Origin of the sequence: Streptomyces sp. NRRL B-1347 (genome assembly GCF_000720325.1) — a bacterium.
Taxonomy (GTDB): Bacteria; Actinomycetota; Actinomycetes; order Streptomycetales; family Streptomycetaceae; genus Streptomyces.
Window position 1 is genome coordinate 1 of record NZ_JOJM01000052.1, and the last position, 12,778, is coordinate 12,778.

General features: G+C 72.2%; 14 protein-coding genes. 4 read left to right on the plus strand and 10 right to left on the minus strand.

The features are described 5' to 3' along the window. The 7 genes from IG74_RS0132505 to IG74_RS0132535 all read right to left on the minus strand — a co-directional run. Positions 1–273 (minus strand): ATP-binding cassette domain-containing protein (locus IG74_RS0132505; RefSeq protein WP_030684549.1); only part of this gene is annotated, 273 nt, incomplete at its 3' end. After that, on the minus strand, positions 266–1,195 hold the full coding sequence (locus IG74_RS0132510) for an ABC transporter permease (protein WP_030684551.1): 930 nt from the start codon (positions 1,193–1,195) through the stop codon (positions 266–268). The genes IG74_RS0132510 and IG74_RS0132505, both read right to left, overlap by 8 nt. Before the next feature lie 116 nt (positions 1,196–1,311). Further along, the gene (locus IG74_RS0132515) at positions 1,312–2,157 is read right to left on the minus strand and encodes a glycosyltransferase family 2 protein (RefSeq protein WP_051855813.1); all 846 of its coding nucleotides are present in this window, start codon (positions 2,155–2,157) and stop codon (positions 1,312–1,314) included. 44 nt (positions 2,158–2,201) lie between these two features. Continuing rightward, complete coding sequence (locus tag IG74_RS0132520) at positions 2,202–2,981, minus strand: CDP-alcohol phosphatidyltransferase family protein (protein ID WP_051855805.1); 780 nt, start codon at positions 2,979–2,981, stop codon at positions 2,202–2,204. Further along, positions 2,959–4,023, minus strand: a complete 1,065-nt coding sequence (locus tag IG74_RS0132525; protein WP_030684554.1) for an iron-containing alcohol dehydrogenase family protein — start codon at positions 4,021–4,023, stop codon at positions 2,959–2,961. Before IG74_RS0132525 ends, IG74_RS0132520 begins: the two co-directional genes overlap by 23 nt. Then, a complete protein-coding gene (locus tag IG74_RS0132530) occupies positions 4,011–4,763 on the minus strand; it encodes a sugar phosphate nucleotidyltransferase (protein ID WP_030684556.1) in 753 nt (250 codons plus the stop codon). Before IG74_RS0132530 ends, IG74_RS0132525 begins: the two co-directional genes overlap by 13 nt. Then, the gene (locus tag IG74_RS0132535; RefSeq protein ID WP_030684557.1) at positions 4,760–6,562 is read right to left on the minus strand and encodes a DUF5941 domain-containing protein; all 1,803 of its coding nucleotides are present in this window, start codon (positions 6,560–6,562) and stop codon (positions 4,760–4,762) included. Before IG74_RS0132535 ends, IG74_RS0132530 begins: the two co-directional genes overlap by 4 nt. Positions 6,563–6,837: 275 nt before the next feature. Between IG74_RS0132535 and galE the strand changes: the two genes are divergently transcribed. The 3 genes from galE to idi all read left to right on the plus strand — a co-directional run bounded on the left by galE (position 6,838) and on the right by idi (position 9,970). Next, the gene (galE, locus tag IG74_RS0132540; protein WP_030684558.1) at positions 6,838–7,827 is read left to right on the plus strand and encodes a UDP-glucose 4-epimerase GalE; all 990 of its coding nucleotides are present in this window, start codon (positions 6,838–6,840) and stop codon (positions 7,825–7,827) included. A gap of 133 nt (positions 7,828–7,960) precedes the next feature. Next, positions 7,961–8,893, plus strand: a complete 933-nt coding sequence (locus IG74_RS0132545; protein WP_030684559.1) for a cation diffusion facilitator family transporter — start codon at positions 7,961–7,963, stop codon at positions 8,891–8,893. A 483-nt stretch (positions 8,894–9,376) separates the two neighbouring features. Continuing rightward, positions 9,377–9,970, plus strand: a complete 594-nt coding sequence (gene idi, locus IG74_RS0132550) for an isopentenyl-diphosphate Delta-isomerase (protein ID WP_030684561.1) — start codon at positions 9,377–9,379, stop codon at positions 9,968–9,970. 21 nt (positions 9,971–9,991) lie between these two features. Here idi and IG74_RS0132555 read toward each other — a convergent pair whose 3' ends face one another. Both IG74_RS0132555 and IG74_RS0132560 read right to left on the minus strand, forming a co-directional pair. Beyond that, on the minus strand, positions 9,992–10,504 hold the full coding sequence (locus IG74_RS0132555) for an ATP-binding protein (RefSeq protein WP_078869200.1): 513 nt from the start codon (positions 10,502–10,504) through the stop codon (positions 9,992–9,994). Between the two features lie 93 nt (positions 10,505–10,597). Beyond that, on the minus strand, positions 10,598–11,305 hold the full coding sequence (locus tag IG74_RS0132560) for an HdeD family acid-resistance protein (protein ID WP_078869201.1): 708 nt from the start codon (positions 11,303–11,305) through the stop codon (positions 10,598–10,600). A gap of 74 nt (positions 11,306–11,379) precedes the next feature. Between IG74_RS0132560 and IG74_RS0132565 the strand changes: the two genes are divergently transcribed. Then, positions 11,380–12,150, plus strand: coding sequence for an enoyl-CoA hydratase/isomerase family protein (locus tag IG74_RS0132565; protein WP_030684565.1), 771 nt, complete (start codon positions 11,380–11,382; stop codon positions 12,148–12,150). Here IG74_RS0132565 and IG74_RS0132570 read toward each other — a convergent pair. Continuing rightward, positions 12,134–12,772 (minus strand): DJ-1/PfpI family protein, encoded by a 639-nt coding sequence (locus IG74_RS0132570; protein ID WP_030684566.1) that lies wholly within the window; start codon positions 12,770–12,772, stop codon positions 12,134–12,136. The genes IG74_RS0132565 and IG74_RS0132570 overlap by 17 nt on opposite strands. Positions 12,773–12,778: the final 6 nt, after the last annotated feature.

A 12,778-nucleotide genomic window follows, 5' to 3' on the forward strand; every position in this document is an offset into this window, starting at 1 on the left:
CAGCAGCCCCGCGATCGCCCGCAGCAGCGTCGACTTGCCCGACCCGTTCGACCCGATCAACCCGATCGCCTCACCCCGGTACGCGGTGAAACTCACCCCGCGCACCGCGTGCACCTTGCGCACGCCCGGCGACTCGCCCCGCCGCACGATCCGGCTCAGCGCCGCCGTCGCACTGCCCTTCCCCGTCTTCCCGCCGTTCACCCGGTACACGATGTGCAGCTCGTCGGCGATCACAGTGGGGAGGCGCGTCCCGGCGCCCTTGTCGTCAGCCACGGCCGTACCGCTCCTCTGCCTTCCAGAAGTAGACGAAGCCACCCGCGGCGACGAGCACGGACCAGCCGAGCGCGACTGCCCAGACGTGCGGGGGCAGGTTCTCCGAGCCGTAGCCGTCGATGAGCGCGAAGCGCATCAGGTCCATGAAGATGGCCGCCGGGTTCCACTGGAGGATGTCGGCGATCCACGCCGGCTTGTCCTTCAGCATCACCGGGATGGAGAACATCACGCCGGACGCGTACATCCACGTGCGCATCACGAACGGCATCAGCTGGGCCAGGTCCGGCGTCTTGCTGCCGAGCCGAGCCATGACCAGGGCGAGCCCCGTGTTGAACAGGAACTGCAGGGCCAGGACCGGGACGATCAGGAGCCAGGAGAGCCGCGGGTAGCTGCCGAAGCCGATGGCCACCACGAACAGCACGATCATCGAGAACAGCAGCTGCTGGAGCTGCTGGAGCGAGAACGAGATGGGCAGCGAGGCGCGCGGGAAGTGCAGCGCGCGCACCAGGCCGAGGTTACCCGAGATCGCCCGCACGCCCGCCATCACCGAGCTCTGCGTGAAGGTGAACACGAACACGCCCGTGACCAGGAAGGGGATGTACACCTCCCGCGTCATGCCGCGGTCGGCCTTGAGGATCAGGCCGAAGATGAGGAAGTAGACGAGCGCGTTGAGCAGCGGGGTCGCGACCTGCCAGAGCTGGCCGAGCTTGGCCTGGCTGTACTGTGCGGTCAGCTTCGCCTGCGAGAAGGCGAGGATGAAGTGGCGCCGCCCCCAGAGCTGGCGGACGTACTCCATGAGGCCCGGACGGGCACCGCTGACGGACAGACCGTACTTGGCCGCGAGCTCGGCCGGGGAAAGCCCGTCGTCGGGCGACGGTGGCGCGGTCACCGCGACGCCACCGTCCTGCGTTGTCTCACTCACGAGTGGAAACTTTCGTCTTCAGATGCGCGGCCGGTCGGGCGTAGGCGTGGGCCAGGTCGGGCAGAGGCCGGGCCAGGGACCGGGATACGGCCCGAATGGTCTCAGACCAGAGCTTGTCAGATGACAGGAGGTCGGCCCAGTCGAGTCAGGCGCCACACCGTACGCCAGCTCATGGGCCTGCGGGGTCCGCACGGGCTGGTCCAGCCCTCCTTGAAGCCGCCGAACCAGGCCTTCAGGGCGGGCCGCGAGGGGCGCCTGGCCAGGGTCAGGAGCAGCCACACGCCCAGGTACACGGGGACCAGGAGCGCGGGCAGGTTGCGGCGGGCGAGCCAGACGCGGTTGCGGGCCACCATGCGGTGGTAGACCGCGTGCCGCGACGGCGCCGTGGTGGGGTGGTACAGGACCATGTCGGCGCGGTAGTCGATCATCCAGCCCGCGTTCAGGGCCCGCCAGGCGAGGTCGGTCTCCTCGTGGGCGTAGAAGAACTCGTCCGGCAGGCCGCCGACCTGTTCCAGGACCTTGGTGCGGACGGCGTTGGCGCCGCCGAGGAACGTCGTCACGCGCGAGGAGCGCATCGGGTCGGACGCGCGCAGCCGCGGCACGTGCCGGCGCTGGGTGACGCCGGTGTCCGGGTCGGCGATGCGGAAGCTGATGATCCCGAGAGCCGGGTCGGCGGCGAAGGCCTCGCGGCACAGCCGAGCGGTGTCGGTGTGCGCCAGGAGGCCGTCGTCGTCGAGGAACAGCAGGATGTCGACGTCGGTGCCACCGGGCCCGAAGGCCTCGATGCCGACGTTGCGCCCGCCGGGGATGCCCAGGTTCTCGGGCAGTTCTATGGTGCGTACGCCCGGCGGGACGTCGGGCACGGGGGCGCCGTTGCCGACGACCACGACCTCGACCGGGTCGCCGTCCTGCTTGGCGACGGAGTCGAGCAGCGCCCGCAGCTCCTGCGGGCGGTTGCCCATGGTGATGATGACCGCGCCGACCTTCGGCTGCTGTACCGGAGTGCTCACTTCAGCCTGCTCGAGGCGAGGATGGACACCAGGTGCAGCACCGTCTGCAGGAGCGCGATCCCGGCGAGCACGGCGACGCCGAGGCGGGAGAAGAACAGGTCGCCCCGGGCCGAGTCCACGATCGCCAGGACCAGAATCAGCAGGGACGCCTCGATCCCGAGGATCAGCCGGTGGAACTTCAGCGCGGCCGCTGCCCTGCGGGCGAACGCCACGCCGGACGAGCGCGGCACGGACGCCGACTCCTGGACCGGCGGCAGGCCCTGCTGGTGCCGGGCGACGGCGACGAGGTCCGTCTCGGCCTTGATCAGGATGGCGCCGAGCGCGGCGAGCGTGCCGAGAAAGGCCCACAGCCAGTCGATCCGCCCCGAGCCCCACAGGTCGGCGGCGCGCAGGCCGAAGCCGACCAGGACCGCGGCGTCGCACAGATAGGCGCCGACCCGGTCCAGGTACACCCCGCCCATGGAGTACTGCTTGCGCCAGCGGGCGATCTCGCCGTCGACGCAGTCGAGCAGCAGGTAGAGCTGCACCGCGACGACGCCGAGCACGGCTCCCGCAATGCCCGGCACCAGGAGGGCCGGGGCCGCGAGCACGCCCGCGACGGTCATCAGGTACGTCAGCTGATTGGGCGTGATCCTGGTGTTCACCAGGTACCGGTCGCAGCGCAGCGAGATCTCCCGCATGTACAGGCGTCCCGCCCAGTGCTCACCGCTGCGCCGGTCCTTCACCCCCGCGGGGTGAACGACGGGCCGGAGTTCAGCTACCGATGGCCTTGGCATAGTCGGCGTATGCGTCCTTGATCTGGTCGGTGTTCAGATTGAGGTGCTCGAGGATCGTGTAGCGGCCCGGCCGGGTCTGCGGCGCGTACTCCACGACCTGGACGAACTCGTCCACGGTGAAGCCGATCTCCTCCGGCAGGACGGGCAGGCCGTGGCGGCGCAGCACCTCGGCCATGTACGCCGACTCCTCGCGGGCACCGCGCAGGTGCATCGCGAAGGCGGCGCCGAGGCCGCACTGCTCGCCGTGGCTCGCCGCGCGCTTCGGGAACAGCAGGTCGAAGGCGTGGTTGATCTCGTGGCAGGCGCCCGATGCCGGGCGGGAGTCGCCCGAGACGGACATGGCGATGCCGGTGAGGACCAGGCCCTCGGCGAGCACCTGGAGGAAGCCGTCGTCGCCGACGCCTCCGGGGTGACGCAGGACCGCCTCGCCGGCCTGGCGCGCCATCGCGGCGGCGAGGCCGTCGATGTCCTCGCCGCGCTCGCGGGCGGCGAGTTCCCAGTCCCGGATCGCGGAGATGTTGGACAGGGCGTCGCCGATGCCGGAGCGGACGAAGCGGACCGGGGCCTCGCGGATGACGTCGAGGTCGATGACGACCGCGATCGGGTTCGGCACGCCGTACGAGCCGCGGCCCGCGTCGTTGTCGAGGGTCGCCACGGGCGAGCACAGGCCGTCGTGCGACAGGTTCGTCGCGACGGCGACCAGCGGCAGGCCGACGCGCGCCGCGGCGAACTTGGCGCAGTCGATGATCTTGCCGCCGCCGAGGCCGACGACCGCGTCGTAGCGGCCCTTCTTCATGGCGTCGGCGAGCTTGATGGCGTCATCGAGCGTGCCGCCGCCCACCGGGAACCACTCGGCGTTCGGCAGCGAAGGGGCGAGGCGCTCGCGCAGGACCGCGCCGGAGCCGCCGCTGATGGCGACGGCGAGCTTGCCGGTCGACGAGCAGATCCTCTGGTCGGCGAGGACACCGGCCAGGTCGTTCAACGCCCCCGGCCGGATGTCGACGACGACCGGCGAGGGGATGAGCCTCGTCAGTACTGGCACGCGATCTCACGTCCCTTGGCGAGGTCGTCGTGGTTGTCGATCTCGACCCACGTGACGTCGCCGATGGGCGCGACGTCGACCTTGAAGCCGCGGTTGACGAGCTCCTGGTAGCCGTCCTCGTAGTACAGGTCGGGGTCGCGCTCGAAGGTGGCCTTCAGGGCGTCGGCGAGCTCCTCGGCGGCCTCGCCCTCGATGAGGGTGACGCCGATGTACTCACCGGTGGCCTCGGCCGGGTCCATCAGCTTGGTGATCTTCTGGACGCCCTTCTCGGGGTCCACGACGACCTTCATCTCCTCGTCGGCGAGGTTCTTCACCGTGTCGAGGGCGAGGATGATCTTCTTGCCGTCGCCGCGGGCGGCGAGCAGCGTCTTCTCGACGGAGACCGGGTGCACGGTGTCGCCGTTGGCGAGGATCACGCTGTGCTTGAGGGCGTCACGGCCGCACCACAGGGAGTAGGCGTTGTTCCACTCCTCGGCCTTGTCGTTGTCGATGAGGGTGAGCTTGAGGCCGTACTTCGCCTCGAGCGCTTCCTTGCGGTCGTAGACGGCTTCCTTGCGGTAGCCGACGATGATCGCGACCTCGGTCAGGCCGATCTCGGCGAAGTTCTTCAGGGTGAGGTCGAGGACGGCCAGCTCGTTCTCGGTTCCCTCGCCCACCACGGGCACCAGCGCCTTGGGCAGCGTTTCGGTGTAGGGACGCAGACGCCGGCCGGCGCCGGCGGCCAGGACGAGGCCGATCATGCGGGTTCTCCTTCATCGTGTACGGCGGGTGCGCCGCGGTTGTGCGCGGTCACCCAGAAGCGGATGCTCTCGACGAGCACCACGAGTGCCACGGCCACGGCGAGCGCCGTGAGCGCGACGGTGAAATCTGTGTTTGTCAGCAGGGCGGCGGCGACGGTGACCGCGAAGGTCCTGCCCTCGTGCCCGCCGATCACCCGCGCCAGCCAGCGCGGCGGCGCGACGACACCGCGAATGCGGTACACGGTGTCGTAGTGATGGTAGGCGACCGCGGCCACCAGGCCGAAAGCCGCGGGAAGGGCTCCGTTCACGTCCGCTTTGGCCGCCAGTACCAGGACGGTGCCGTATTCGGCGGCGCGGAGGAAGGGGGGGACGAGCCAGTCGAGGGGGCCCTTGAGGGGGCGCGCGACGGCCAGACCCGAGGTGATCACGTACCCGGCGGCGGCGACGACCGGCCACGGGCTGCCGAAGGACGTGAGGGCCGAGGTGGCGACGACGGCCGCGCCGCCCGCGAAGGCGAGCACGGGGGCCAGCGCCGGGATGCCCCGCAGGGTGGCGAGCGCGCCCGCGAAGGGCCCGGTGTCGGCGAGGTCGGCCAGGGCCGTGGCGGCCCGGTCGGTGCGCTTCGCCTTGCGGGTCAGGGAGCGCAGGACGCGGCCCGCGGTGGTGTAGCAGGCGGCGAGCCCGCAGCCGATCAGGAGCACGACGAAGGTGACGCGCGGGGTGGTGAGCGCGGTCAGTACGGCGATCAGGGCCCAGCGCTCCCCGATGGGCAGGACGATCATCCGGCGCGCCCACACCGTCCAGCCTCGGCTGTCGAGCTTGTCGGAGAGGGCGGCGGTGGGGCTGGTGTTCGCGGTCGCGTCGTGGTTGGCCTCGTTGAACGAGAAGTCCACGACGTGGCGGCAGGTCTGCAGGATCATCGCGCCGAGCGCGAGGGCCCAGACGTCATCGCCGCCGCGGGCGGCGCCGAGGGCGAGGCCCGCGTAGTACGCGTACTCCTTGGCCCGGTCGAAGGTCGCGTCCAGCCAGGCGCCGAGCGTCGAGTACTGCAGGGAGTAGCGGGCGAGCTGGCCGTCCGTGCAGTCCAGGACGAAGGAGAACAGGAGCAGCAGTCCGGCGGCGACGAAGCCGCCGCGGGTGCCGGTGGCCGCGCAGCCCGCCGCGATCAGGGCGACGAGCAGCGAGGCGGTGGTGACCTGGTTCGGGGTGAGGCCGCGCCGGGCGCACCAGCGCGCGAGGTAGCGCGAGTACGGGCTGATGCAGTACGTGGTGAAGAAGCCGTCCCTGGCCTTGACCGCGCTGCGCAGACGTACGGCCTCGTCGTCGACGGCGGCGACGGCCTGGCGGGCGGCGTTGCGGGTCTCGGGGTCGGCGGGCACGGCCGCGACGAGGGTGCCGAGCTCGGGCCGGTACACGTCGACGTCGGCGGCTTCGAGGGCCTGGGCGAGCTGGTCGGGCACGGCGTCCGGCACGACCGCGACGGTCCCGGCGGCGCCCGCGCCGACGGCCGTGCGCAGCGCGCGCGTGAGCGCCCCGCGGGCCTCGGGCTTGACGGTGACGGCGCCGGGCACGGCGGCCGCGGCGAAGCGCGGGTCGGTCAGGCCGAGGCGCAGGGCGTGCACGTGACCGACGAAGCGGGTGTCGACGACGGCGACGCGCTGGTCCGCGGGGACGGCCCGCACGAGCGTCTCGGCGTCGGCCGCGTCCCTGGCGGTCCGCACGTCGAAGCCCAGGGACCGCAGATCGCCTTCGAGGGGCGAGCCGGGCACCGGCTGGCCGGTGAGGATGGCGGTCGACAGGACGAACTCACTCCTTGATTCCCGGCGCGGCTCGCGCGGGCACGTGCGTGACGGGGGGCGCCCTCGCCGGATGCGGCCGGGCGGCATGTCGGCAGAGGCTATCGGATGATGGGAAGCAGGCGTTCACCGCCCGTTCACGCCCCGATCAGCCCGATCTGCAGGGGGCTCCAGGGGCCGCTTCGCCTCTGATCGCCACGATCATCATCGTCGATGGCGGGCCGCGGCCACAAACCGCGCGGTACCGAACCGCACAAGCCCGCCTAAGGTGGACGCCCATGACGTGGCTGATCACAGGTGGAGCGGGATATATCGGGGCACACGTGGCGCGGGCCCTGGCCGGCGCCGGAGAGCGGGTGGTCGCCCTCGACGACGTGTCGTCCGGGATACCGGACCGGCTGCCCGCGGAGATCCCTCTCGTCCGGGGTTCCTCGCTCGACGGCGAGCTGCTCGCCGGGGTGCTCGCGGAGCACGCGGTGACGGGTGTGGTGCATCTGGCGGCGCGCAAGCAGGTCGGCGAGTCCGTGGCGCAGCCGCTGCGTTACTACCGGGAGAACGTCGGGGGTTTGGTGACGCTCCTGGACGCGGTGGCCGCGGCCGGGGTCCGGCGGTTCGTCTTCTCCTCGTCGGCCGCGGTGTACGGGGATCCGCCGGCGGCCGGGCTGATCTCCGAGGCCACCCCGTGCGCGCCGGTCAGCCCGTACGGCGAGACGAAGCTGGCCGGGGAGTGGCTGGTCCGGGCCGCCGGGCGGGCGCACGGGATCACCACGACCTGCCTCAGGTACTTCAACGTGGCGGGCTCCGCCGCGCCCGAGCTCGCGGACACCGGGGTCTTCAACGTGGTCCCGATGGTCTTCGACCGGCTCACGCGCGGCGAGGCCCCGCGCGTCTTCGGCACCGACCACCCCACGCCGGACGGCACCTGCGTGCGCGACTACGTGCACGTGACGGACCTGGCCGGGGCGCACCTCGCGGCCGCCCGCAGGGCCGCCGCCCCCGGCACCGATCTGACGGTGAACATCGGCCGCGGCGAAGGCGTTTCCGTCCGCGAACTCCTGACCGTCATCGCCGAGGTCACCGGGGACACCCGCGCGCCGCTCGTGGAGCCGCGCCGGGCGGGTGACGCGCCGCGCGCGGTCGCGGACGTCCGCCTGGCGGCGCGCGAGCTGGGCTTCACGGCCGGGCTCGGGGTGCGCGAGATGGTGACGTCGGCATGGGCGGGCTGGTGCCTGCGCCATCCGGAGGCGGGACCCGCCCGGCCCGTCTGACGCGGCCCGTTTTCGCAGGCCAGCGCATATGACAACGGTGTTCACGATCGCGTTGCCAGATACCCCCCACCCGTAGTTCACTGTGATCGTCGCCATGGGGCGGCGGCACCCTACGGATCCGGAGGACCACGCGATGGGGGCTGGACACGACCACGGCCACGCGCCGCCGACGAACGGCACCGTGACGGCCGGTTACAAGGGCCGGCTGCGCATCGCCCTGTCCCTCACGGTCACCGTGATGGTGGTGGAGATCATCGGCGGCATCGTCGCGGATTCGCTCGCCCTGATCGCGGATGCGACGCACATGGCCACCGACGCCCTCGGGCTCGGCATGGCGCTGCTCGCGATCCACTTCGCGGGCCGCCCCGCGAGCGACAGCCGCACCTTCGGCTACGCCCGCGCGGAGATCCTGGCCGCGCTCGCCAACTGTCTGCTGCTGCTCGGCGTCGGCGGCTACGTGCTGTACGAGGCGATCCAGCGGTTCGTCACGCCGTCCGAGACCGAGGGCGGCCTGACCATCGTCTTCGGCCTCATCGGCCTGGCGGCGAACCTCGTCTCGCTGCTCCTGCTGATGCGCGGCCAGAAGGACAGCCTCAATGTGCGCGGCGCCTTCCTTGAGGTGCTCGCGGACGCGCTCGGCTCGGTGGCGGTCCTGGTGTCGGCCGCGGTCATCCTGCTGACCGGCTGGCAGGCCGCCGACCCGATCGCCTCCATCGTGATCGGCCTCATGATCGTGCCGCGCACCTGGAAGCTGCTGCGGGACACCCTGAACGTCCTGCTCGAAGCGGCCCCCAAGGGCGTGGACATGGCCGAGGTGCGGAGCCACATCCTGGCCCTGCCCGGCGTCGAGGACGTCCACGACCTGCACGCCTGGACGATCACCTCGGGCATGCCGGTGCTCTCCGCGCACGTCGTGGTGAGCCCCGGGACGCTCAGCGCCGTCGGCCACGAGAAGATGCTGCACGACCTCCAGGGCTGCCTGGGCGACCACTTCGACGTCGAGCACTGCACGTTCCAGCTGGAGCCGAGCGGGCACGCGGAGCACGAGCCGAAGCTCTGCCACTGACGGGTACGTCCCACGGGTCCACAGGTATGCCCCGCGGGCCACGGGTACGCCTCGCGGTCCACGGGTACGCCTCGCGGGCCACGGGCGCGGGCGCGGCCCACGGGCGCTGGTTCCGCGGTGGTGCGCGCCGTCCCGCGCGCCGTGCGCGCCCCTGGCGAGCATCCGGTCCCCGTCCCCGGCCGCCCCGGCCCCTCCCCGCGCTACGGCTTCGCGCCGGCGTCGCGGCAAAGGATCAAGCCAAGTTTCGGGACGCCGGACGCGTCGATGGGGGCGCTGGTCCTTGACCGGCCCGGCGAGCGGGCCGGTCCGGGGGTCGTGCCGCGCGGCACGATCAGCCGTCCCTCGGCGCCCGGCACCCGATCGCGCCACGGCCGCGCCTCGCGTTCGCAGCGTTGCGGACGGGACATGCGGGGCCCCCGGAGTGCCGGGCGCACCGATGTCGTACGGCAGACTTGAGCTCCGAGACCGAAGCGAAGGATGGGTATGCCGATCACACCTGCCACCGCGGCGCACAGCTCGTCGAACGGCACCGGAGAGACAATCTTGCTCGAGCTCGTCGACGAGGACGGCAGGACCATCGGCACGGCGGAGAAGCTGGCCGCCCACCAGGCGCCCGGACAGCTGCACCGGGCGTTCTCCGTCTTCCTCTTCGACGAGCAGGGCCGGCTGCTGCTCCAGCAGCGGGCGCTCGGCAAGTACCACTCCCCCGGCGTCTGGTCCAACACCTGCTGCGGCCACCCGTACCCCGGCGAGGCGCCGTTCGCGGCGGCGGCCCGGCGCACCTTCGAGGAGCTCGGCGTCTCGCCCTCGCTGCTCGCCGAGGCGGGCACCGTGCGCTACAACCACCCGGACCCGGACTCGGGCCTGGTGGAGCAGGAGTACAACCACCTGTTCGTCGGCATGGTGCAGGCCGAGCTGCGCCCGGACCCCTCCGAGGTGGGCGAGACGGTGTTCGTGACGGCCGACGAGCTGGCCGAGCGGCACGCGAAGGGCCCGTTCTCCGCGTGGTTCATGACGGTCCTGGACGCGGCGCGGCCCGCCGTCAAGGAGCTGACGGGCCCGGGCGCGGGCTGGTAGGCGGCCGCTTCCCCGCCGCCGCTAGGCGGTGTTCGGCTTCAGGGGCAGGGCCGCCCAGATGACCTTGCCCCCGCTGGCCGTGTGCTCGACGTCGCAGGCGCCGCCCGCCTCGCGGGTGATCTCCCGCACCAGGAGCAGGCCGCGCCCGCCGGTCTGGCCGTAGTCGGCCACCAGGGCGGTCGGCCGGTAGGGGTGGTTGTCCTCGACGGACACCCGCACCCACTCGGCGCCGACCGCGACCTCCACGGCGAGCGTGGGCGACAGCAGCGCCGCGTGCCGCACCGCGTTGGTGACCAGCTCGGAGACGATCAACAGCAGGCCCTGTACCAGGTCGTCGGGCGCCGGTACGCCCTGGCGCGCGAGCAGGTCGCGCACCGCGTGCCGCGCCTGGGGCACGGACGCGTCGACGGCGGGCGCGGTGAACCGCCACACCCCTTCGTACGGCACGCGCCCATTGCCCCGAGGGAGCGGGCCCGGCCCCCTCCCGTCGTTCCCCATCGCCCGGTCGCCGCCCTCGCGCTCGATTGTCACCACACGTCGAGTGTTGGGAACACACTGGTCCGGACCGCGCTACTGACCAGAAGTCAGCGAGTATCGACGGGATTTGATCGCGGCCGCATGGCGGCGTCAGTTGCGCGACTGGTCCTGCCCTTCTTGTGCTGCCTTCACAGGTTCTTCAGGTTGTACGGCTTCCCGGGCCCCGCCCTCGTCGGCGCCCACGCGGTCCGACACCAGGCTGATGATGCGCCGGGCGCCGATGCCCGTGGCCAGCAGGCCGAGGCCGTCGAAGAGCAGCGCGAGCGAGAAGAAGGTGCCGATGACGTACTGGCTGCTGCTCGGCCACCCGGCGAGCACGAGGACGCCGAGCAGGACGCCGAAGGCGCCTTGCAGCAGGGTCACGGCCATCTGCGGGCCGCGCACCACCAGGCTGCCCACCAGGCGGAACACACCGCCGGTGAGGAACAGCAGCGCCGCGAACATCGTCAGCGCCTCGGCGGCCACGTCGGGCCTGCGGATGACGACGAAGCCCGCCGCGAGGTTCAGCGCGGCGACCACCACGCCGAGCCAGAAGAAGCTGGTGCCCCGCGACTGCACCGCGTGCAGCAGCGCGACGATGCCGCCGACGAGCAGCAGCCAGCCGAACAGGAGCATCGAGGTGAGCGTGGCGACCCCGGCGTAGACCAGGCCGACGAGCCCGCCGACGGCGAGGATGGCGCCGAGGAGCGCCAGCCAGCCGAAGCTGCGGCTGAGGGTCCTGGGGTCCGCGCCGCCGATGCCCTCGGGGTCACCAGTGGCGTCGCGCGCCGCAGCGCGCGCCTTGTCGCGTCCGAACATGAGCGTCTCCGTCCGCTGTGCGAAGCCGCCCCTTCTTGATCGTACGTTCGTACGGTGCGGATAGCATCCGGCGCATGGAACCGCAGCTGAGGCAGGCCGTCGCGGACGGCGTCGCCACCGTCGTCATCGACCATCCGGCCAAGCGCAACGCCATGACGGCGGACATGTGGCGCGCGCTGCCGCCGCTGCTCGACGCGCTCGCCGGGGACCCCGCGGTGCGCGTGCTTGTCCTCACCGGCGCGGGCGACACCTTCTGCGCGGGCGCCGACATCTCCTCGCTGCGCGCCGAGCCCGGCCGTCCGCAGGAGCTGGCGGTGCGCGCGGAGGAGGCCCTGGCAGCCTTCCCCAAGCCGACGCTCGCGGCGGTGCGCGGGTACTGCGTGGGCGGCGGCTGCCAGCTGGCGGCGGCCTGCGACCTGCGGTTCGCGGACGAGGGCGCGTCGTTCGCGGTGACTCCGGCGAAGCTGGGCATCGTCTACCCGGCCCCGTCGACGCGCCGCCTGGCCGCGCTCGTGGGCCCGGCCACGGCGAAGTACCTGCTGTTCTCCGGCGAGTTGATCGACGCGGGGCGGGCGCTGCGGACGGGTCTGGTGGACGAGGTCCTGCCGGTGGGCGAACTGGACGCCCGCGTGAAGGAGTTCACGCGCGTCCTCTCCTCCCGCTCGCTCCTGACGCAGGCTGCGGCCAAGGAGTTCACGGCGGGCCGCGCCGACCGGGACGCCCACTGGGCGGACCAGGAGCGCGGCAGCGGCGACACCGCGGAGGGGGTCGCCGCCTTCCTGGAGCGCAGGCAGCCGCGCTTCACCTGGGCCGTGCCGGACGGGGCGGCTACGCGTCCTCGGTGAACCGGCTCTGCTCGCGGAACATCTCGACGAGGTGGGCGGGCGCCTTCTTCGGCGAGCCCGCGTCGTAGGGCGGCTGCGGGTCGTACTCGGTGATCAGCTGGACGGTCTGGGCGCGCTCGTCGCCCGCGATCCTGCCGACGAGCGCGAGGCCCATGTCGATGCCGGAGGAGACACCGGCGGCCGTCACGTACTTGCCGTCGAAGACCACCCGCTCCTCCGAGGGGCGGACGCCGAGCTTCTCCAGTTCGCCGAGGGCGAGCCAGTGGGACGTCGCGGTGCGGCCCTCGAGAAGACCGGCGGCGGCGAGCGCGAGGGAGCCGGTGCACACGGACGTCGTCCAGGTGCTGGTGGCGTCGGCGGTGCGCAGCCAGTCGAGGAGCGGCGCGTTCTCCATCTGGTCGCTCTGGCCGGGGCCGCCGGGGACGACGAGCACGTCCGGGTCCGGGACCTCGGCGAAGGTCTTGTCGGCGACGACGGCGAACTGCCCGCTGTCGTCGCGCACGGGTCCGGTGCGCTCGGCCACGAAGACGACCTGCGCGTCCGGGACGCCGGCCAGCATCTGGTACGGACCGATCGCGTCCAGGGCGGTGAAGCGCTCGTACAGGGCGATGGCTATCTGCATGCGGAA